Here is a 21,218-nt window from a genome sequence, read left to right as displayed (position 1 = left end):
AAAAAAATCTAAGACTGAAATAACTATCCCTCCTATCGTTTAAATCGATTCCAATAAACTCTTTGTCCAATAAAAATAAAAATCAAAAGAATTACCATGATAATGACAAAGAAAACGGCCAAAATATTACCTTGGACTTTAAAGTAATTCTTAAATAGTGAATTAGATTTACCATCTGAGAATTGTTTATTCAAATTCAAATTGGTATTCCGAATATCTTCTAACTTACCATTAACTAAATAATCACCATGATTATATTTTAAACTAGTGGTTTCAGTATTGATTTCTGAACTAAAACCTTCTTCTACTGGATTGTACCAACTTAAATGAAGATTTTTAATTTCATTCTCTACATGTTCCAGTTCCTTTTGTGAATACGGCATACTAATTGTTAATGCCGTTGGAATTACAAATGTCGTCGAATTATTCTTTTTCACATTATTGAGCGAAGTTGCCGGCATAGCAAAGAAACTCTGTTTAGCAACCTGTGAATTATTATCCTGATCAATATACGTAACCTTAGTGCCATCTTGCATCAACAACCAGTGATCCGCATACTTTAACGAATTGTTCCGTAAAATTTTATCTTGATTCCAAAAACCAGCCGAACTTATTCCAACTGGAAAGACCTGTTGCCGAGCTAAACTGACAATATACGTCAAAAACTTCTGATTAAGCAATTGACCATCAGTATCCACTCCACTACTTACTTCAGGTGTTTGTAAAAATATGATTCCACCACGATTTTCAATATTTCTCAAAACCGCTGTGAACCGATCGAAAGCTTTCATTTCAGTATTTTCACTCACAGAAGTAGTACTTATGGCAAAGGGAATTTCCATTCTGTAACAAAACTTGCTCAATTCATCCAAAGTTTGTAAATTCGTATATGGGGTTACATTTGTTATCGTCAACAACGGTCGAAACTTTCCCACTCGATTAAATAGTTGAGCAATCATCTGAGTCTGAACAATCAAGCTTAAACCTTTATTTGTAAAAAATGGCAAATAGCCTTGCTTACCATTGATATAACCAAAAGGATAACTTTTTTGATCCGACTGTTGAGTTGACAGCGTTCCTACTTGTTCTGCTCCTTCAGCCTGCTGTGTAATAACGGTAATGCTTTGACTAAACGGCAATAACTCGTGATTAGTATCATTTTTTAAAATAAATTGCTGTTGATAAACTTTCTGAACCTTAATCCCTAATTGATTAGTTTCCGTTTGCGTGAGGTTCTCACCAATATATAGTTTTATACCTGAAAACTTATCCCGATCATTAATAAAGTCTTGATTAATTAATCCAACTTGACGCCAATTAATCATCGTAATAACGCCTAAATATTTCTCATTCAAAGTATTTTTTTTATAATCTGCCTGCGGAATAGTCTTAACTTGTAAACCCATACTAGTTAGACTTCGTTGTAACGCATCAATATTTTTTTTATCATTTTTTACATCATTTTGCGAATCATAAACCAATAAGACTCGATTATTATTCGAAGTTGCCCCTACCGTGTGAGTAAAATTAACCAGTGAGAACAAAATCAACATTAAGGACATTACTAAAGAAAACTTAATTCTTTTATTCACTGACTTCATCCCCCTCAGTATTCCACAATGTGTGATTCATTAAATCAGAAATAAACATCAATAAAGACATATTCAGACTGATCGGCACTAAGAACAAATGCTTGGCTAGGTCAGCATCACCATCACCAACAATAGAAACGATCGGTACAAAGACAACAACTGTCATCAATCCAAATATTAAAAAGAATCGTAAAATTCCCATATAACGTTTGGCCTTAATATCTAAATAGAAGCCGACACTATATACAGCAATAAACCCGACTGCTAACAAACAATCAAAAGCGTATTTACCAGGGAAAAAAGCCCCCAACAGTGAACTATATACCGTGAAGTATTTAACCTGCTCTCCTGGTTTATGACCTGAATTTCTGACAAAATCACCTACAGCACGCGGCTGAACCGCCGTTACGTCCTTAGCTGCCACATCCAACAAATTATTAAACTGTTTTAAATTACCGGCATAATATCGAATAATCCAAGCAAAACCAGTTTTATCCATTAGATGTTTTTTAACATATTTGCTACTAGGATCTAGTGTTGCATAATTTTTAGAATAATAATTTTCATTTCTCATAAGTGCAAATTGTCCATCAACCCCACCATGTTCAATTTTCTTAGTAGGGTCACTCGTTTCCAACAATGTTCCGTGTGAAAATGTTTGAAAGGTGTTAGCACCAACAATTTCTGATCCAATAGACTTGTAGATTCCTATACCTGATATAAGCACTAAAATAATTCCCAGAGCTGTAGCCATTCTTCTAGCCTTAAAATGTGGTAAAAACATGATACCAATTGCCACTACACCAAAACTTAAGGCTAATGGAGCATTTTGCTGCTTATTAGTAATCAGCAAGATAGTCGAAATGAAAAATAAAAAAGTCATTGGCCATCTTCTCGAATAAACATTTCGTGGCAAAGAAAGAATTGAAATATAGCGTGTAGGCCGAGTCAGCAAAAATGAAGACGATCAAAAGTGCCATCACGTAACTCTTAACTTTACGATAAGGACGGACAAAAGCATTAGTTAAAAGATAAATTCCACCCAAATAAAATAAGTAATAGACTAATCCCATAAATCTAATATCAAAAATGGTTCTACTGTAGAATATTTTATTCAGTAACAAAGCTAATTGAATAAATAATGTCTGTGACGATAATACCGATACATTGTTCTCATTGAAATACTGCATAATGCCAAACTTGGTTATCACAAAATCACTGTACTGACTGTAACTAGTTGGCAAACGGTAAATACCGTTACTCAAAATAGAACGATAAAAATCTCCATTATCAGCTAACCCATGAATCGGTGGTATAAATAACAAAATACCGCTAATGATAGCCGCTAAAATTGTTGCCAACAACGCTGGAGAGACAAATTTCGAAAATTTATTCAAACAGTTGTATATAAATTTTTTCAAATACTCACCCTCAATATTTTGCTGCTAATAACGTTGTTAAATTATTGTACGAATAAGCCTCATTCTGATGTTCAATTCCGATACCACCATAAATAGCGGATTTTTTATTTTTCACTTGATATTTCCAAGTTAATTTCATAGCCTTCTGATACATCGCCTTGTTACCTTGTTTAGCAAAAATCATAGCTGCCAAAGCATAACTACCAGCTGAGTGAGAACGACTAACTACATTTCCATTAATGGAATAACTATTATATAGCGTGTTGCGATTTACTTGATCTTGTAACCAATTTAAAGAAACCTGTTTCAACTTACCTATTTCTGACAAGTGAAGTAACGTCTCTAAAGCCTCCGAAGTATTCAAGTCACTATTGCTATAAGTCTTACTACGCCAATTATAGCTAGAAGCATATAGAGGAAAGGCGTCACCTAAATATCCATTTTGAACAACCGCTAACTGCTTTTTGTACATTTTCTTATTCTGCTCAGAAGTTGATTCAAAATACTTTAATGTCGAAAAATCATAGTAAGCTAGCGAACCATCATCGCTAGCCTTCTTTGTCTTAACATCATAGAAACTAGCAATTTTCCCATTGCTCATTGTATTCTTTTGCAACGACATAAATCTTCGTGCGGCTTCATTTTTAAAGGTTTTATTTCCAGTTTGATCAGCATACATTTGTAAGGCTCGAATGATTCTTAAATCATCTAAAGTAGCATTAACATCGAACTTTTTATTAGTCGTGGGTGTATAACGATAACTAAACTGAGATTTTTGATCAAAAGTTTTTTTAGTTGCCTGGTAAAATTCTCTGAATTTTTTATATTGATGTGTATAAGCTAAATATTCCAACCACATACCTGATGATTCTGAAAGTAGTTCATGACCACGTGCAACACTTTTTTTGTAAGATTGTTTCTTGTAATTTGTAAAAATACCTTTTTTAGTCATCATTTTATTTTCAATGAAATGGCGTAGATTTTTTTCATTAGAAATATAGTTACCATAATGGGATCTTTTACTAAAGTTACTGTCACCATTAGGTACTGAGACTTTGTTTTCTTGACTACTACATCCCGTCAAAATGAAAATTGTTAAAATCAACAGAACTGCTTGTAATTTCTTTTTCAAGACTTTCCCCCATTTAATACTAAGTTAATACTTTTAACATCTTTTTTGTATATCTTTTTACTATCATATTTAATTATCTACGATATTTGACGCTATGCCAATTCTTTTAGTATAAATTTATTATGGATTTGAATATTTTTTATTTTTGAAATATTATATTTTCGAAATATCTCTTTTCATCTCTGATATAATCGAATTTAAGGAGGCGCTCTCATGGCTTTGAACATTAATTTAATTAACGGCAAGAATATCCCTATAAATGAAGATACTTATTTGGTGGCTTGGAAATATCAATCATCACTAATGGCAAGCAATGCTGACCACTACTACTTGGATTGTATTTTTAAAGGTGGTTTCGAAGACGGTAAGGTTACTGAAGATGATGAAGAAAATAAGCTTGAAGGTTTAATTAGTGCTGCCGATTGGTTAACAATTGGCAAAGGCAATAATAATTCCATTAAAACTACCGCCATTCTAAGCATTACTAGAGATTAATAGCAATAAAAAAGGTCCCAGCTTACGCTGAGACCTTTTCTGCTCTCTGGGGGGAAAGCAGTAATCAGAATTTTGATTACGCTAAATCTTAACATTAAAAAAAACTGATTTCCAGAAAAACCTATGTAAATAAAAAATTAATTATCCATAGATTGACTAGCTTTTGAAGCTGCTTCCAAAGTATCACAAAAATCTTCTAATCCATCTTCAGAACCCGCCGCACAGGCAGCTTCAAAGTACTTAACTTTATGATCAAGCTTTTCCAAATACTTTTCAGACTGAGCGATTTGACGCATTACTTCATCACGTTGTTTTTTAAACATGGCTAATCTTTGTTCTAAAGTTACATTACCTTCCATCGACATATTAACGAATTCTCGAATTTCTTTCAACGACATTCCTGTCTCTTTAAGACATGAAATAAGATCAACAAAATCCATATCATTTTCAGTAAATTCACGACGACCATTGTCATCACGATGAACAAAGGGCATTAGTCCTTCTTTATCATAGTATCGCAAGGTATAGCTTGAAAGGCCGGTTTTTTCGGCCACTTGTCCAATTGAATAAGCCATTTGAATATTCCCTTCAATATAAATTATTACCTTAAGTATAACCGTATAGTTCATACTTTTATATTACTTTAATAATGAAATAAAAAACTGCAAGTCCACTCATAGTGAACCTGCAGCCTAGATGAAGTGAAACATCACTCCATTTTTATTCGTAATTTAATATTGTGACATGTAAGTATCTCTTTCCCATTGGGAAACTGTTTGTTGATATCTTGCCCATTCGGCATTCTTAGCAGCAAACAAACTATTTGTTAGATCCTTACCAAGTGATTGTTGAACGTATTCATCTTTACGCAAAGCCTTAAGAGCATTGTGTAATGTTGAAGGTAAATCAATGATACCTTCTTCACGACGTTCCTCATCAGACATGTGATAAATATTATCCTTAACTTCTGGCATTAATTCGTAGTTTTGATCAATACCATCTAGTCCAGCATCAAGGATACATGCAATTGCCAAGTATGGATTTGTTGTTGGGTCCACACTTCTAATTTCGATACGTTTTGATTTACCCGAGGCAGCAGGTACTCGAATCAATGGTGAACGGTTCTTACTTGCCCAAGCAATATATGTTGGAGCTTCAAAACCTGGAACTAAACGTTTATATGAGTTAACAGTTGGGTTATTAATAGCGGTTAAAGCACGAGCATGTTTCAAAACACCACTCATAAATTCTTTAGCTGTATCAGATAACATATCATCAGGATCATCAAAGATATTGTTATCACCCTTGAATAATGACATGTTGATATGCATACCTGAACCATTAATACCTTGAACTGGTTTTGGCATAAATGTTGCGTATAAGTTGTTCTTTCTAGCAATTGTCTTAACTACTAGTTTGAATGTTTCAATACTATCTGCAGCTGACAAAGCATCTTGATACTTAAAATCAATTTCTTGTTGTCCAGGGGCAACTTCGTGGTGACTTGCTTCAACTTCAAAGCCCATCTTTTCAAGAACAAGCACAATATCCTTACGAACATTAACACCTAAGTCAACAGGTGAAAAGTCAAAATAACTACCATCATCGTTTAAATGTAAGGTTGGATTACCTTGTTCGTCACGATTGAATAGGAAGAATTCAGGTTCTGAACCAATATTGAAATTAGTGTAACCCATCTTTTCCATTTTCTTAATTACACGTTTAAGGTTAACACGAGGATCACCTTCGAACGGTGTGCCATCTGATTTGTAAATATCACAGATCAAACGAGCTACTTTACCATGTTCTTCTCCCCATGGGAAAACCAACCATGTTGATAGATCTGGGTGTAGTAACATATCACTTTCTTCAATACGAGTAAATCCATCAATTGATGAACCATCAAAAGTAATCTTGTTTGCCAACACTTTATCCAATTGAGAAACAGGAACTTCAACATTTTTGATGATACCGTTAATATCTGTAAACATTAAACAAATAAATTCAACGTTTTCATCATTTACCATTTTTGTAATATCTTCTGCAGTATAATGTTGCATTTTTAGCCACTCCTATTGTATATACCAATTTTTTGTAGACTTTTAATAAACGTTATTAATATAAGGTTTCATTAACAATATGATGATAATACCAATTACATGTTTCAGTGTCAAATATTTATCGCTATATTATTAAAAAAACTAATCAATAATAAGATATACAAATTCTTTTGTATATCAAGATTCTATCACATAATTTAATTTTGCCGAAGAATATATTTGACTTCTGAGTATGAACCAGTTAAATTATAGATACGAACGAAATCAAATATAAAAATAATAATCGTTCGTAATTAATGGAGTGAATAATAAATGCAAGTTTTTGACTATGAAGATATTCAACTAATACCGAACAAATGTATCGTGGACAGTCGCTCAGAATGTGACACAAGTATACAATTTGGACCTAAAACTTTTAAGATTCCAGTAGTACCAGCCAATATGCAAACTATCTTAGATGAAAATTTGGCTGAAAAACTAGCTGAAAATGGTTATTTTTACATCATGCACCGTTTTGAACCAGCAACTAGAATTGATTTTATAAAAGATATGCAACAAAAAAGACTCTTTACTTCTATTAGTGTTGGTATCAAAGAAGATGAATTCAAGTTCATTGACCAACTAAAGGCTCAGAACTTAACTCCTGATTATATTACAATTGACGTTGCACACGGTCATAGTGATCGTGTCATTAAAATGATTAAATACATCAAGCAAAACATTCCAGACAGTTTCCTTATTGCCGGTAATGTCGGTACCCCAGAAGCTGTGCGTGAACTGGAAAATGCTGGAGCTGACGCTACTAAAGTTGGTATTGGGCCTGGTAAAGTTTGTATCACTAAATTAAAAACTGGCTTCGGTACTGGTGGCTGGCAATTAGCTGCTATCAGACTATGCGCTAAAGCTGCTAGCAAACCCATCATTGCTGATGGTGGTGTTAGAAACGACGGTGACATCGCCAAATCAATTCGTTTTGGAGCAAGTATGGTAATGATCGGTTCCCTACTTGCTGGACACGAAGAATCTCCTGGTAAGGTCATCGAAAAAGACGGCCAAAAGTACAAAGCTTACTTTGGATCAGCATCCCAATATCAAAAGGGCGAATATAAAAACGTTGAAGGTAAAAGAATGCTTGTTCCTTATAAAGGTAAGGTAATGGATACTTTAACCGAAATGCAACAAGATCTTCAATCTTCAATTTCTTACGGTGGTGGCAAAGATCTCTTATCACTACGTAAAGTGGATTACGTCATCGTAAAGAACTCAATTTATAATGGTGATGTCTATTAAAATATATCAATATACAAAAAAAGAGGCTGACGACTGGGTGTTCGTCAGCTTCTTTTTTATGAATGGGATAGTTCATGTTCAATTTGACAAGAAAGTTGTCCATCAAACAACTTTCAACTTATCAAATTTATCATTACTGTAACACATTCTATGTTAATTAAACAGTATGAAAACTTTTTAATTTTAAAGATTAATTCTAATTTGATTAATTATTAATTTGTCGAGCGTTAAATTTATGAATTCCATTGTTTCTCTCTTCGAAACCTTCTGTTTTACTAACAATATATCTGGGACGATCATTAACTTGGTCCAAAACTCTACCCAGGTAGCTTCCTAATATACCAATGGATAACATCAACAATCCTAAACTAAATAGTAAGATTGTTACCCCAACAGAAGCAGCATTATAATTTCGACTGGCTATTAAATAACCTAGATAAAAAACACTACTTGCTAAAGGTACAACGGAAAAAATATTAACGAATTGTAGTGGTTTCATCGAAAACGATGTGATTCCATCTAATGCTAATTTAATCATCTTAGAAAGCGGATATTTGGTTTCTCCAGCAATCCTTTCTTGACGATGATATTTCACACTAGTTTGTTTAAAACCAATCCAAGTCACCTGTCCTCTGACGAATGGATCTTTCTCATGTAATTTCATCAATTGGTTAACAGCCTTACGATCCATTAGACGGAAATCACCGGTATCCAAAGGCATATCTATCGTAGCTAATTTTCTGAAAGTCCTATAAAACATCTTAGCAGTGAATTTTTTGAAAATAGTCTCACCATCACGTTGCATTCTTTTACCATAGACGATTTCATACCCTTCATGCCATTTTTCAATCATTTGGGGAATGACTTCGGGAGGATCTTGTAAATCCGCATCCATAACAACGACCGCATCACCTTTGGCATAATTCAGACCAGCTGTGATAGCTATTTGATGACCAAAGTTACGTGAAAATTCTACTAATTTAATACTATTATTTTGAGCCAAGGCTCGTTTGATAATAGGAACTGACTTATCTTTTGAACCATCATCAACAAAAATCAGTTCATACCGTTCTTCTTGTTGCTCAATATAATTAAGTAACGTATCAATGGTTACTTGAATACCGGCCTCTTCATTGAAAACTGGTAATACTATCGATATTAATTGATTCATCGTCAATCATTCCTTTCTAAGCTTATTTATAAATGCTGGATAAATCATATAAGGTACCTGATTGACCAGGGCCACCCATACCGCCGCCCATTGATGGGCTACTTGATTTACCAGATTTCTTCATCTTCTTTAATTGTTTCTTAGTTAATTTCTTCTTACCAGTTGGTTTCTTCATGCCATTTGGTGCACTACCTTTGCCGTTAGGTGCAGCGTTACCTTTTGTACCTGATGGTTTTTTACTTGGTTTAGAACCACTTGGTGGAGTTGAACTCTTTTGTCCAGAAGGTGCTTTACCACTAGGCATCCCACCTTGATTTGAACCTGGATTACCACTATTAGAACTTGGAGCTTTGGCAGATGAACTCTTAGTTTTCGAAGACACTGTTACTGAACTATTTGCTACTTGGTTATTATTAGAACTACTTAATTTAACCTTCTTAGCATGCTTCTTGATCCAACTGACAATTTCATTATTAGAACCACCAGTTTTACCACCAGAATAGTAATACTTCAACTTGCCTTCTTTGACTAACTTCTTAAATTGCTTCAATGTGATAGCTTTATCAGTTCCGTTGAAACCGCCCATTGCCATAACAGCTTTACCTGTTGCAATGATATAAGGGGCAGCAGTACTAGAATCATCAGTTGCAAAAAGATATTCGGCATTACCTTGATGTTTTTCTAAATACTTAAGCAAAGTTGAATCAGTTTGGGAATTACCCATACCGCCACCACCGCCGGCAGAAGATAGCAACGATGGACCTGCACTAGGAATACCATCACTTGAGCCAGCTAAGGTTGGAGTCAATGACCAATAACTAGGTGCCAACATAATTAAAATTAAAGCAATCGTTGGCCAAATACGTTTATTCTTCAATTTAATAGCAATCCAAGGAAGAACGAACAATGGAATCGAAACAATAATTCCGGCAATCAACAAGACCCATGCCAAGGTTGGATAATAATCTGTTAAATACCAAGCTTGTAAAATACTTGTTGAAAGAATTGCCAGTGGCAAAAGCATTGCCCAAAGCGACTTCTCGCGCCACTGTTGAATCATCGTAAAAGTTCCGATTCCGGCTAAAACCGCAATTGCTGGAGCTAGCATGATTGTATAGTAAGGATGGAAGAAACTAGCAACTGAGAAGAATCCGGCCACAGGAACTAACCAACCTACCCAAAGCCAAAGTTCTTTTCTTTGGGCATTGAGTGAATACCATTTTTTCATTTTCGAACCACGGTAGTAAGCAAAACTAGAGATTAGACCAAATAATGCTATTAACAACAACCAACTGATTTGTGGTCCTAATTCTTTTTGGAATAGTCTAAATGGTCCAGCAGTACCAATATTGAAAGCACCACCGCCGGCGCCACCAGTACCTGCACCGCCACCTTTTTGACTATTTCCTCCAGGTTGGCCTTGTCCTTTACCACCTGATGGTATCTTAGGTGCACCATTTGACTTACCTGACTTAGATGGTGGATTTCCCATCTTAGAACTGTTTTTACTCTTAGATCCACTTGGTGGCGTCGGTTGTTTTGAACCAGATTTCTTACTGCTTCCACTTGGTGGAGTCATTGACTTACTACTCTTCTTAGAACTAGACATACCTGGGAAGGCACCACCAGTACCAGTTGTTTGTCCTAATAATCTTTGAGTTCCGTTATAACCGAAGGCTAATTCCAAGGCAGAATTGGTCTCTGAACCACCTTCATAAGGACGACTATTTGAATTAGTCATGTCGACTGACAAGGGCCAAATCAACGTGAAAACAGCTAAGAAAACTGTTGCTATGGATAAATGAACTAACTTCTTTTTCCATTTAACATCACTAGCGATCCAATAGTACAAATATAGTGCGGGTAGAATCATAAAGGCTTGTAACATTTTAATATTGAAAGAAAATCCAATTAAAGCAAAGCCAATCCAAACATAACGCTGTTGTTTGCTTTGAACGGCTTTTTGAACGAACCAAACTGATAGTAACAAGAAGAATACCAATGTAGCATCCATATTGTTAGTTCTCGAATCCGCTACAACAATTGGTGTCAATGTCATGATCAATGCGGCCAAACGAGCTGGAACTTTACCAAAACGTTTTTGGACCATGTTGTAAATCAAATATACTGAACCAATCCCGAATAGAATTGACGGTAAAACAACACTCCATCCATGAACTCCAAAAATTTTGGCACTAATGGTCATAAACCATAATGCTACTGGCGGTTTATCAACGGTTATAAAACCGGCCGGATCAAAACTGGCATACCAGAAATTCTTGAAACTCTTTGTCATACTGACAATTGCTGTTGTATAGAAATTATTAGCTTCACCTGCTTCCCAGATATTCCAGGCATACAGGAAGGCTGCTAAAATTAAAATAGCAATCAACCAATAGTCATACTTAATATTTCTCAATTTATGTAGAAAACTATTATGTTCATTTTTTTGAACACGACTAGATTCTTTTGATTCCATCATCTATCTTCTCCTATCTCTAAAAAGCTATATTGATTAAAAAACAAATGACTGAATAAACTAGAATCGATAATAAAATCGGTTGTAAATTTTTCATCTGTTCAATTCCTTTCTTAACGACAGGAACAAGATTAGACAAACTAACTTAAATTAAGCTTAAATTAAAATTTATGTTTTATACTTATTGGTAGAATTTGTAAAAGGAGATTTTTATGTCAAATAATATTAGAATTTTAGTAGTGGAAGATGACGAGAACTTAGCAAGTAACATTGCCACCTTCTTATCAGATTTTTCTGAAGTTAACATTGAAAGTGACGGTTTAAGTGGGAGGTTTGCCGCTACTGAAAATGTTTACGATCTAATTATTTTAGATATCATGTTGCCTGAAATGAATGGTTACGATGTGTTAAAGAACATCAGAACTGACGGCATCAACACCCCTGTTTTAATTTTAACTGCCAAGGCTGAATTGGATGATAAAGTTCACGGCTTCAATTTGGGAGCAGACGATTACTTAACTAAACCGTTTCATCGTGAAGAATTATTAGTGAGAGTTAAAGCTTTGTTAAAAAGAAGCGGTGTTTTAACTGATGATTCCATCATTAAAATTAATAATTTAGAAGTGAATTTAAATAATCATGAAATTTTAGCCAATCAGCAAAAAATCGAATTAAATGGTAAAGAATATGATTTACTAGTTTATTTATTGCAAAACAAAAATACTATTTTAACCAAAGATCAAATTTTTGAACGTATTTGGGGCTTTGACTCTGATACTTCAATTACAGTCGTCGAAGTTTATATGAGTAATTTACGTAAAAAATTGCGTCCTTCAGGCAACGACAACTTAATCAAAACTATTAGAAATGTTGGGTATATTTTCCAAGATGAAAATGAAATCTAAACAAAGTACTATTACTCGTCGACAACAATTCAAATTATTTCTTTCAATCATGGCCGCCTTTGCTATTCTTTTTTTAACTTTGGGATTAATTATCTTTAATCTCTTCCAATCCTCTACTTATAAAAGTATTGATAAAGATATCAAGATTGAAATGGCTTCCGTCAAAAAACAACCCACTATGAAACAGGACGATTCTCAAATGGGACCTCATGGTCCAAATGATCATTTTGAGGACAAAAAAAAGGAACCCAGTCCTAAGGCTCCCTTCCAAGCTTCAATCTTAGTTTTTAACAATAATGGTAAACTATTAAATAAATCCAGTTTAGGAAATCGGTATTCTATACTAAAAAACATAAAATTAAATAAAAAAGCTCTTAATAAAAAGCAAACTTTACTTGTTAAAAATATGAATTTCCGTTCAATATTAATAAAAGTCTCAAAAAATAATAATAATCCAATGTATGCTGGTCATTATGTTTTGATCATGCAAAATATTGATACGCAAATACAAGCTATGACGAATTTTATTAAAATCTTGTCCCTTACCTTCTTCATTTTCTGGGTAATTGCTTTAGTAGTTTCTTATTTTCTAGCTCGTATCAATATGTTACCTATTGTTAAATCCTGGAAACAACAGACTGAATTCGTTAATGATGCTGCCCACGAATTAAGAACACCTTTAACAATCATTCAGGGTAAATTAGAGTATATGTTGACTCGACCAAATAAAAAGATCATTGACGAAGCTGAATCAATTTCAGTTTCACTCGATGAAGTTAGTCGTCTAAACAATTTGACCAATAATTTGTTAGATTTGGCAAGATTTGATCAGGCCACAACAGAACTGCACTTCGAATATACTCAACCAGAATTCTTTCTTAAAGATCCGATCGAACCTTTCAAAGATATTATTAATTCACAGTCCAAAGTCTTTCAAATCAATCTTTATCACCATCCCACACTCTATTTGGATCGTGATAAAATCAAACAATTATTAATTATTCTCTTAGACAACGCCACTAAGTACACACCTAAAAACGGAACCATCAGGATCTATGATCAAATTGAAGGCTCCAAATATCAATTCATCGTTTCTGATACTGGTGTTGGTATTAGTGACGCTGACAAACAAAGAGTCTTTCATCGCTTTTATAGAGTTGATAAATCACGTAACCAAAGGAGTGGTGGTCACGGACTAGGATTAGCAATTGCTAAACAGATCGTAGAAAATCACCATGGTAGAATTTTTATTCAAGACAACCTTCCACACGGCAGCGAGTTTGTCGTTGAGTTACCAATCAAAAAAAATCATTAAAACAATGTTTCCTTCATTACCTATTCCAAGCAGTATCTATTTAGAGGCGTAATTACATACGTCCATTCTAAATAGATACTGCTATTTTGTTTTAAAAGTTTATCACTTTTTTTATTTTTCATATAAGTGCCTCTCAGAAATGTGTATTTTATTAATATTTTTAATATCTTTTTTAATATTTTGCACTTCATTTCACAAAAAACTAACTCTATTAATTTGAATCATAAAAAAATTATTCAGATGATAAGATATCAAAATCATGTTTGAGGGAGTGCTGCTTATATGAAAATTAAAAACATGCCTTTACTATGCTTATTATCCTTTTTAAGCATTCTTTTCCTATGCTTTAAACCTACTACCACGGTTAAGGCTGCACCAATGACTGATGCTGACGTTGCAGAACAATATCAACATAAGGAAAATACCGAACTAATCATCAGTTATGTCCTAGAAGAAAAGAAAGAGTTGATATTGAAGACAGATGTCAAAGATATGCTTGATATCAACGCTTTAAAAGAAGAACTTGGTGAATCTAATGTAACAGTCGATAACGAAAAATTAGAAACTACCGTTACTTTGAATAAACCTAACACCAATTCGTTCAAACTTTTCGTCAATAATAAAAAACCATTCCAATTATCTGTATTAAAGTCTAATGGTGAAAATATTTTTGATTATGAATTAAATCAACCTGAAAAGTATTCTGGTGAAACACCTGAGGTTGACGATGCTGCAGATGATGCTAACGAAGCTGGTTGGACATTTGCAGAACATCTTCGTGTCAGTGAAGGTCCCATTAAAGAATACTCTGATGGAACCAGCACTCGCCCCTATCTTTATTTTGGGGATTATAACTACGCCATCCGTCGTGCCTCTGTCAGTGATTCCTATGAACCTAGTGGTAAATCTCGTGTAAATAGTTTAACTGCTGCTGGTTCTGCTGTTCTTTACGCCGAAAAAGGTAGCCGTATTTTGGATGGCCCTACTGCTCCAGGTAATCACATTTTTACTGATCATTACGGTGATAATCAAAAAGGAGACTATGACTCACCCGATATCATCAACATGGGACTTTCCCCATTAGGAATAGAAGACCGTCCCAACGGATCACCTAGAACTTTTATTTCTAATGATTTATTTAACTATGTTGTATCATCGGATGGTGTCGGTGTTCCCGGTACTTCTGGTCCTAACAAGCTAGGTCAAAGTTACTCTATGCTAGATACACCAAAATTTTATTATCGAACTAATCCACAAACAGGCTTGGAAGAACAAAAAATGGTTTTCAAACAAAAAGCCTACTTTGTCGATAAAAAACATCGTCCTAACCCTGAAATCACTACCACTATTAAACTTAGTTTCAATAAAATGGGACGTGTCGTTACCAATATTAAATTTAAAAATACCGGTAAAGAACTCTTTAAAAATTTCATTGGTTTCTCTAACCATGATCTATCATTAAATGAAGACAATAAAGAAGTTACCGATGCTAAGGGCCGTCGAATTGGTAACTATTTAAAATTACGTACTTTAGGTAATGGCCGTGGTATGTACATGCAATCGGAAGACAGCCGCGTACGTACTAGTTATTTCACAAATCAAACTAATGGACCTGACGCCTGGGCTGCTCGCTCTTCAAGTAGTTCTTATATGGCTACCAAAGGTTACAGTTATAATCCAGGTTTAATTGGTGTTGTTGCTCTTAGAGAAAGATATTATCCATGGAAAATTGGAAAACCTAAAGATTCAGGTTTTCCATTATATACTCCTACCAAATATCACAATAAAAAGACGAAACATTTTACCTCTCCTTACGTGCCTAAGCACTTATTTAATGCTTTCAATGATCAATACGATGCTGGTGACTCCAATAGAACCGATGCTGCTGGTGGAAGATTGGGAGCTGCAGAGGATGAAAGTACCTGGGACGCTGGTTTAACCATGAGAACTGCTCCACAAGATTTATCCGTTGGTAAAACAGTTGAAATGGAATATACATCTCAGATTGACGTTAGAGGAAAAACTTTTAGTCCTGTTATTCAGTTAGATTTAAATGGTACTGATGATAATCCTCAGATCTTACCAATCAGTCAAAATGAATTACCTCTAACTGGTATGTGGTATGACTTTGATAGTACTGATGTAACAATGTACTATTCTGTTGATAGTGAAGATCCCGAAGATTTTAAAGTACTTTTTGATGCTAAACAATCTGCCAAAGAAGCTACTGTCGGTACGCATCACGAAATCAGAAATCAAAAGATTCCTCTTAACGAATTCAAAGAAAACAAGCATAAGCTTCGTTTTTATATGAAAGATAAAGAAGGCAATATTTCTAATATTAAAGAACACGTTATTAAATTCAAAAAACCTGCAACTGTCGAACCACAAATCAGTGTTGTCTCCCCTGGTTCTTCCAAAAAAGAACCTTACAATCCAATGATGCACAAAATGACACTTGAAGGATATTGGAATGATAAAGATAGCAAGCAAATCAAAAGTATTTCTTATATAATCGATGACGGTGAAGAAAAAATACTTAGCGAAGATTTAGATAATCCTCAACTAGGCGAATCTAACCCTTGGAAAATCGAAGATCTGGACATTAAAAATTGTAATGATTTTGACGTTCATACACTTGAAATGCGAATAGTTGATACAGAGGATCACATTGGAAACGACTTCTTCTACTTCCGTCATGTCGCTGGTAGTCTGATTCTAACGGCTCCTGAAAAAATTGATTTTGGTACTATTTCCGTCTCACCAACTACTGAAAGTATGGCTGAGCCAAAAATTGATGAGGGAAACGTTATTCTAGACGACTATCGCGAAAAGGATTCTAATCCAATTGCTATCAGCCTTTCGATGAGTAAATTTTACCAAGAAGAAGAAGATAACCATAACGATCAGAATAATGGTGATGACTCTGGTTCTACTGGTGACCCCGATAGAAGAAGTGATGAACCTGATCGAAAATACCTTCTTCATGACGTTTACTGGAAAAATAAGAAAGTTAACAGTTGGAATATTATTATCGGTAAGTCTACCGGTAAAACCGGAGACGAATGGGAATATACAACCGATTTTACTAAACGAATTTTAAAGAATCTCAAAATTGGTTTCCGCACCGGAACTACTGGTTCCCCTAATGGTAATTATGTCAGTCATTGGACTTGGCAAACTGTTGATTCAATTAAATAGCAAAAAAAGATGACAAAATATGCAATCTAATTTTGTCATCTTTTACTATATACGATATCATTTAGTTAACATTTATATTTTGAGGTGTCATTATGGACAAAGAAAAAATACATGACTATTGGTTTAAATTTTTGAGAGATAAGAATTCGCTCTATTATCCCTTGGGTGATATCACGATCTTTGGTGGTGATCCAGATAAGTTAGCTCATTTGGTTTACGATGGTACTAAAACAGCTACTACTTCATCATATGACCTCTACACTGCTGATGAGTACTTGCCTCAAGTTGGTGACTACAACATCATTCTCGACGGAAATGAAGAACCTCTCTGTATCACTGAAACGCTTGTCACCGAAGTTGTTCCTTTTAAATATGTCAGTGCTGAACATGCCTATCACGAAGGTGAAGGCAATCGCACTCTAGACTATTGGCGAGAAGTTCATGAGGATTTCTTTAAAAAAGAATATCAGGAAGCCGGAAAAGAATTTAACGATGAAATTCCTTGCTTGTGCGAAGTATTTAAACGTATCTACTAAAAAACATATCTCTAACCTTAATTGGTTATGAGATATGTTTTTTAGTTTTCATGATGATTTTTTTCTTCTAGAGAATCAGAAATCTTCTTTAAATACATAACGACTTCCTCATCTTTGTTGTCCTCTTCAGCCTCTTCTTCATCTTCACGTGTCTTGATTATCTTATTCATCACTTTAACAATTAAAAAGACTACGAATGCAATGATCAAGAAATTGATGATCGACTCAATAAATGTTCCATACTTGAACGTTGCGTCCCCCACTTTAAAGACTAAATTGCTCAAATCAACCTTGCCCAAGAATAAACCAATCAAAGGATTGATCAAGTTACTTACAAGGGATTGAACAATAGCTGTAAAGGCAGCACCCATAATTACACCAACAGCCAAGTCCAAAACATTGCCTCGACTGATAAAATCTTTGAATTCTTTTATCATATTATGATCTCCTAAAATCTTTATACTATCTATAATTATGGGGTTTTTCGGGTCATTTTTGCAAATTTTTTAACAAACTAATATATACAAAAGGTATATTTTCAAAATTTATCAATCTCATTTCTAAATTTCTATATGCAACCTTATAATGTAGTTATAATTTTCTATAAAGGTCGTGATTAAATGAATTACTTTGACATGTATAAAATGATTTTAGAAATTATTGCTGAACAGAACCCTAAAGATTTTCAAGAATTACTTGATGATTCGCAAAAGTATCCCCTTATTAAAGGGTACATTGCCAGTGACAACAATAATCAGATTTTAATCCGTGATATGCAAGATACAACCATTAGTATGATTAATGATGGTCTAATTTCGGGTATTATTAGTCCCTTAAAGTACGTTACTTTGATAAAATTAAACGGTTTAACAATCTCCGGCTTTCAATATTTGAAAAGATTGAAAAATGATCTCAATAAAAATGAAATTAATACTCTCCTAAAACAAAGTGATTTACCATTAACACCAAGCAATCTCACCAAAATGATTTCTAAAATTATTTTTAGCTAAGCCTAATGTATCGACATTTGTAAACTAAGTTATTAATTGACACCATTTTTAATAAGAGCTATTCTTACATTGTAATGATTCTTATTAAGAAAAACGGAGGTTATTTTTATGTCAAAGACTAAAGTTGTTATCGTTGGTGCATCACATGGTGGTCATCAATCTATTCTGGAATTATTAAAGCGTTATGATGACGTTGATATTAAATTGTTTGAAGCAGGTGATTTTGTCTCCTTTATGTCCTGTGGTATGGAACTATATCTGGAAAACAGTGTTACTGATGTCCATGATGTTCGCAATTTTAAACCAGATGACTTTTCAGCCAATGAAAATGTCCAAATCTTAAATAATCACGAAGTTACAAAGATCAATGCTGATAAAAAAGTTATTACTGTTATCAATTCAAAGGATAACAGTACTCAAGAATACCCTTATGATAAATTAATTCTAAGTTCCGGTGTCACTCCTAAGTCACTCCCTATTCCTGGAAATGACCTCAAAAATGTCTTTCTAATGCGTGGCTTTGATTGGGCTACACAAATCAAGTCCAAACTAGAAGATAAGAATGTTAAAAATATCACTGTTGTAGGTGCTGGTTATATTGGTATTGAAGCTGCTGAAGCTAGTGTCAAGGCTGGCAAGAATGTCACATTGCTTGATGTGATTGATCGCCCATTGGGAACTTATCTTGATAAAGAAATGACAGATATCCTTGAAAAACATCTCGAAGACAAGGGTGTTAAAGTCGTCACAGGTGCTAAAATTCAAGAATATGTAGGTACTGATGCCGTTACTGGTGTTAAAACTAATCAAGCTGAATATCCTAGTGATTTGGTCATTCAAGCTGCTGGTGTAAAACCTAATACAGATTGGCTCAAAGGTACAATCGATTTGGATGATCGTGGCTGGATCAAGACAAATGAATATCTTCAAACCAACCAAAAGGACATCTACGCTATTGGTGATGCTACATTAGCCTACTCAATTCCTGCAAATAACCACGTACCAATTGCTTTAGCCACTGTAGCGCGTCGTGAAGCAAGATACGTTGTAAAACATCTATTTGAAAAGAAACCTGCCCTTCCATTTGGTGGTGTAGTTGGCTCATCAGCTTTAAGTGTCTTTGATTATCACTTTGCTGAAAGTGGACTTAACAGCTTTACTGCTCAACGTTCTAACGTTGAAGTTAAGAGTTCCTTCTATCAAGGTAGCCTCAGACCCGCTTATGTTCCTGCAGGTAAAGATAATCCTACCGTTTCTGTTCAATTATTCTTCAATCCAACTTCACACGTTCTTTTAGGTGGTGCCATTCTTTCAACATATGACATTACAGCTCAAGGTAATGTTCTAGCATTAGCCATCCAACATAAATTAACTGTTGAAGATTTAGCCGATGCTGACTTCTTCTTCCAACCAGGATTCGACAGACAATGGAGTATCTTAAACGTTGCTGCTCAGCATGCATTGGGTGAAAAAGATTTTTAAAATAATTATTGAAAAAGTGTTCACAAATCGTGAACACTTTTTTTGTTATTCCCTGATTTTGGGCAAAATAAAAAAGAACTAAATCCTTTATTATCAAGGGTATTAGCTCTTTTTGAAGTTTTATGAAATTATCAAAATGCCACTGACAAGAGTCGAACTTGCACCTAGAAACCTAGACAGCGACCTGAACGCTGCGCGTCTGCCAATTCCGCCACAGTGGCAAAATATATATTTAACTTCTGATATATATTACAATTAAAATGATACTACAATTGGAGGTACTTGTAATGGAAAAAATTAATAAGAATGTCTTAAATCACGTGATTACTCAACGAAATCCACAATCATATAAGGGTAATTACGGTAAGATCCTTATTATTGCCGGCTCAACACATTTTGGTGGTGCAGCCATTCTTTGCAGTAGCGCTGCCATTCACAGCGGTGCTGGTTTAGTAACTTTAGCCACCACTCCAGAAAAATTTACCGCTGTTAATGTACAAATCCCCGAGGCCATGACTATCGATTACAGTCAAAAAAATGAATTAGCTCAGGCTATTAAAAGTAATGATGTCATTGCCATCGGCCCAGGTCTTGGTACTTCATCAATTGCCAAAGGCGTAGTTAAGGCAGCATTGAATTTAACTACCGAAAACCAAACATTGATTCTTGATGCATCAGCTTTAACAATTATTGCTGAACAGCAGCTTGCTTTGGAAACAAAAGCCAATATTATTATGACACCACATCAAGGTGAATGGCAGCGTCTCTCTCATTTGCCAATTCATGAACAAAATGAAAAAAATAATCGTGAACAACTTCAAAAATTAAATCCAAATGCTGTTTTAATTTTGAAAAAACACTTATCTGAAATATATTATCAAAATCAAACTTTCCAAATCCAAGCCGGCAACCCTGGTATGGCTACTGGTGGTATGGGCGATACTTTGACCGGTATTATGGCAGGATTTGTTGGTCAATTCGGTTATTCTCTCGAAACTGTTTCAGCTGCCCTATTAATACATAGTTTAATTGCTGATAAACTTTATAAGGAAAATTACGTTGTTCTGCCTTCGAAAATAATTACTAAGTTACCAAAGTACATGAAAAAATTCAGTCAAACTAAATAACA

At 34.5% G+C, this 21,218-nt stretch carries 16 protein-coding genes, 1 tRNA gene and 1 pseudogene; 9 read left to right on the top strand and 9 right to left on the bottom strand.

Annotation, left to right across the window (positions count from 1 at the left end):
* Positions 1-32: 32 nt before the first annotated feature.
* From LKACC16343_RS11980 to LKACC16343_RS11970, 3 genes and pseudogenes are all read right to left on the bottom strand, one after another.
* Complete coding sequence (locus LKACC16343_RS11980) at positions 33-1,592, bottom strand: polysaccharide deacetylase family protein (protein WP_056951448.1); 1,560 nt, start codon at positions 1,590-1,592, stop codon at positions 33-35.
* Positions 1,585-2,917, bottom strand: a pseudogene (gene wsfD, locus LKACC16343_RS14610) (glycan biosynthesis hexose transferase WsfD). Before wsfD ends, LKACC16343_RS11980 begins: the two are co-directional and overlap by 8 nt.
* 106 nt (positions 2,918-3,023) lie before the next feature.
* The gene (locus LKACC16343_RS11970; RefSeq protein ID WP_234032610.1) at positions 3,024-4,145 is read right to left on the bottom strand and encodes a hypothetical protein; all 1,122 of its coding nucleotides are present in this window, start codon (positions 4,143-4,145) and stop codon (positions 3,024-3,026) included.
* Positions 4,146-4,358: 213 nt separating this feature from the next.
* Between LKACC16343_RS11970 and LKACC16343_RS11965 the strand changes: the two genes are divergently transcribed.
* Positions 4,359-4,640 carry a hypothetical protein gene (locus LKACC16343_RS11965; RefSeq protein ID WP_056951451.1) on the top strand — a complete coding sequence of 94 codons (282 nt, stop codon included), beginning with the start codon at positions 4,359-4,361 and terminating at the stop codon, positions 4,638-4,640.
* A gap of 137 nt (positions 4,641-4,777) precedes the next feature.
* On the opposite strand, the gene LKACC16343_RS11960 is transcribed toward LKACC16343_RS11965, so the two are convergent.
* Positions 4,778-5,215 carry a MerR family transcriptional regulator gene (locus LKACC16343_RS11960; protein ID WP_056951453.1) on the bottom strand — a complete coding sequence of 146 codons (438 nt, stop codon included), beginning with the start codon at positions 5,213-5,215 and terminating at the stop codon, positions 4,778-4,780.
* A gap of 156 nt (positions 5,216-5,371) precedes the next feature.
* Entirely contained in the window at positions 5,372-6,700 is a 1,329-nt protein-coding gene (gene glnA, locus LKACC16343_RS11955; RefSeq protein WP_056951455.1) for a type I glutamate--ammonia ligase, read from the bottom strand.
* Between the two features lie 312 nt (positions 6,701-7,012).
* Here glnA and LKACC16343_RS11950 point away from each other — a divergent pair, with 312 nt between their 5' ends.
* Complete coding sequence (locus LKACC16343_RS11950; RefSeq protein WP_056951457.1) at positions 7,013-7,990, top strand: GMP reductase; 978 nt, start codon at positions 7,013-7,015, stop codon at positions 7,988-7,990.
* Positions 7,991-8,195: 205 nt separating this feature from the next.
* Here the strand turns inward: LKACC16343_RS11950 and LKACC16343_RS11945 are convergent, their stop codons facing one another.
* Both LKACC16343_RS11945 and LKACC16343_RS11940 read right to left on the bottom strand, forming a co-directional pair.
* Positions 8,196-9,161: a glycosyltransferase family 2 protein gene (locus LKACC16343_RS11945; RefSeq protein WP_056951459.1), complete on the bottom strand. Its 966-nt coding sequence runs from the start codon at positions 9,159-9,161 to the stop codon at positions 8,196-8,198.
* Between the two features lie 22 nt (positions 9,162-9,183).
* Positions 9,184-11,640 (bottom strand): glycosyltransferase family 39 protein, encoded by a 2,457-nt coding sequence (locus LKACC16343_RS11940; RefSeq protein ID WP_411762973.1) that lies wholly within the window; start codon positions 11,638-11,640, stop codon positions 9,184-9,186.
* A gap of 212 nt (positions 11,641-11,852) precedes the next feature.
* Between LKACC16343_RS11940 and LKACC16343_RS11935 the strand changes: the two genes are divergently transcribed.
* The 4 genes from LKACC16343_RS11935 (at position 11,853) to LKACC16343_RS11920 (ending at position 17,597) form a co-directional block, all read left to right on the top strand.
* The gene (locus tag LKACC16343_RS11935; RefSeq protein WP_056951461.1) at positions 11,853-12,545 is read left to right on the top strand and encodes a response regulator transcription factor; all 693 of its coding nucleotides are present in this window, start codon (positions 11,853-11,855) and stop codon (positions 12,543-12,545) included.
* The gene (locus tag LKACC16343_RS11930) at positions 12,535-13,860 is read left to right on the top strand and encodes a sensor histidine kinase (RefSeq protein ID WP_056951531.1); all 1,326 of its coding nucleotides are present in this window, start codon (positions 12,535-12,537) and stop codon (positions 13,858-13,860) included. The genes LKACC16343_RS11935 and LKACC16343_RS11930 overlap by 11 nt, the downstream gene beginning before the upstream one ends.
* Before the next feature lie 282 nt (positions 13,861-14,142).
* Positions 14,143-17,061 (top strand): hypothetical protein, encoded by a 2,919-nt coding sequence (locus LKACC16343_RS11925; protein ID WP_143444267.1) that lies wholly within the window; start codon positions 14,143-14,145, stop codon positions 17,059-17,061.
* A gap of 92 nt (positions 17,062-17,153) precedes the next feature.
* Positions 17,154-17,597: an ASCH domain-containing protein gene (locus LKACC16343_RS11920; protein ID WP_056951465.1), complete on the top strand. Its 444-nt coding sequence runs from the start codon at positions 17,154-17,156 to the stop codon at positions 17,595-17,597.
* A 41-nt stretch (positions 17,598-17,638) separates the two neighbouring features.
* Here the strand turns inward: LKACC16343_RS11920 and mscL are convergent, their stop codons facing one another.
* Positions 17,639-18,034 (bottom strand): large-conductance mechanosensitive channel protein MscL, encoded by a 396-nt coding sequence (gene mscL / locus LKACC16343_RS11915; RefSeq protein WP_056951467.1) that lies wholly within the window; start codon positions 18,032-18,034, stop codon positions 17,639-17,641.
* A gap of 183 nt (positions 18,035-18,217) precedes the next feature.
* Here mscL and LKACC16343_RS11910 point away from each other — a divergent pair, with 183 nt between their 5' ends.
* The gene (locus LKACC16343_RS11910) at positions 18,218-18,607 is read left to right on the top strand and encodes a hypothetical protein (protein WP_056951469.1); all 390 of its coding nucleotides are present in this window, start codon (positions 18,218-18,220) and stop codon (positions 18,605-18,607) included.
* A 108-nt stretch (positions 18,608-18,715) separates the two neighbouring features.
* On the top strand, positions 18,716-20,089 hold the full coding sequence (locus LKACC16343_RS11905) for an FAD-dependent oxidoreductase (RefSeq protein WP_056951471.1): 1,374 nt from the start codon (positions 18,716-18,718) through the stop codon (positions 20,087-20,089).
* A 137-nt stretch (positions 20,090-20,226) separates the two neighbouring features.
* Here LKACC16343_RS11905 and LKACC16343_RS11900 read toward each other — a convergent pair.
* Positions 20,227-20,310 (bottom strand) — tRNA-Leu (locus tag LKACC16343_RS11900).
* 66 nt (positions 20,311-20,376) lie between these two features.
* On the opposite strand from LKACC16343_RS11900, the gene LKACC16343_RS11895 reads away from it, so the two are divergent.
* A complete protein-coding gene (locus LKACC16343_RS11895; RefSeq protein ID WP_056951472.1) occupies positions 20,377-21,216 on the top strand; it encodes an NAD(P)H-hydrate dehydratase in 840 nt (279 codons plus the stop codon).
* Positions 21,217-21,218 lie beyond the last annotated feature (2 nt).

Source organism: Companilactobacillus bobalius (assembly GCF_002179915.1).
Lineage (GTDB): Bacteria > Bacillota > Bacilli > Lactobacillales > Lactobacillaceae > Companilactobacillus > Companilactobacillus bobalius.
The sequence above is the reverse complement of the archived record's forward strand: the minus strand, read 5'-3'. Positions and strand labels throughout refer to the sequence as shown.

What these genes read in the sequence shown, in the direction of transcription:
- LKACC16343_RS11940 (WP_411762973.1), bottom strand. Translation starts at nt 11,640, where the DNA reads ATGGAATCAAAAGAATCTAGTCGTGTTCAAAAAAATGAACATAATAGT.
- LKACC16343_RS11930 (WP_056951531.1), top strand. Translation starts at nt 12,535, where the DNA reads ATGAAATCTAAACAAAGTACTATTACTCGTCGACAACAATTCAAATTA.
- LKACC16343_RS11895 (WP_056951472.1), top strand. Translation starts at nt 20,377, where the DNA reads ATGGAAAAAATTAATAAGAATGTCTTAAATCACGTGATTACTCAACGA.
- LKACC16343_RS11905 (WP_056951471.1), top strand. Translation starts at nt 18,716, where the DNA reads ATGTCAAAGACTAAAGTTGTTATCGTTGGTGCATCACATGGTGGTCAT.
- LKACC16343_RS11920 (WP_056951465.1), top strand. Translation starts at nt 17,154, where the DNA reads ATGGACAAAGAAAAAATACATGACTATTGGTTTAAATTTTTGAGAGAT.
- LKACC16343_RS11925 (WP_143444267.1), top strand. Translation starts at nt 14,143, where the DNA reads ATGAAAATTAAAAACATGCCTTTACTATGCTTATTATCCTTTTTAAGC.
- LKACC16343_RS11945 (WP_056951459.1), bottom strand. Translation starts at nt 9,161, where the DNA reads ATGAATCAATTAATATCGATAGTATTACCAGTTTTCAATGAAGAGGCC.
- glnA (WP_056951455.1), bottom strand. Translation starts at nt 6,700, where the DNA reads ATGCAACATTATACTGCAGAAGATATTACAAAAATGGTAAATGATGAA.
- LKACC16343_RS11950 (WP_056951457.1), top strand. Translation starts at nt 7,013, where the DNA reads ATGCAAGTTTTTGACTATGAAGATATTCAACTAATACCGAACAAATGT.
- LKACC16343_RS11965 (WP_056951451.1), top strand. Translation starts at nt 4,359, where the DNA reads ATGGCTTTGAACATTAATTTAATTAACGGCAAGAATATCCCTATAAAT.
- LKACC16343_RS11935 (WP_056951461.1), top strand. Translation starts at nt 11,853, where the DNA reads ATGTCAAATAATATTAGAATTTTAGTAGTGGAAGATGACGAGAACTTA.
- LKACC16343_RS11960 (WP_056951453.1), bottom strand. Translation starts at nt 5,215, where the DNA reads ATGGCTTATTCAATTGGACAAGTGGCCGAAAAAACCGGCCTTTCAAGC.
- mscL (WP_056951467.1), bottom strand. Translation starts at nt 18,034, where the DNA reads ATGATAAAAGAATTCAAAGATTTTATCAGTCGAGGCAATGTTTTGGAC.
- LKACC16343_RS11910 (WP_056951469.1), top strand. Translation starts at nt 18,218, where the DNA reads ATGAATTACTTTGACATGTATAAAATGATTTTAGAAATTATTGCTGAA.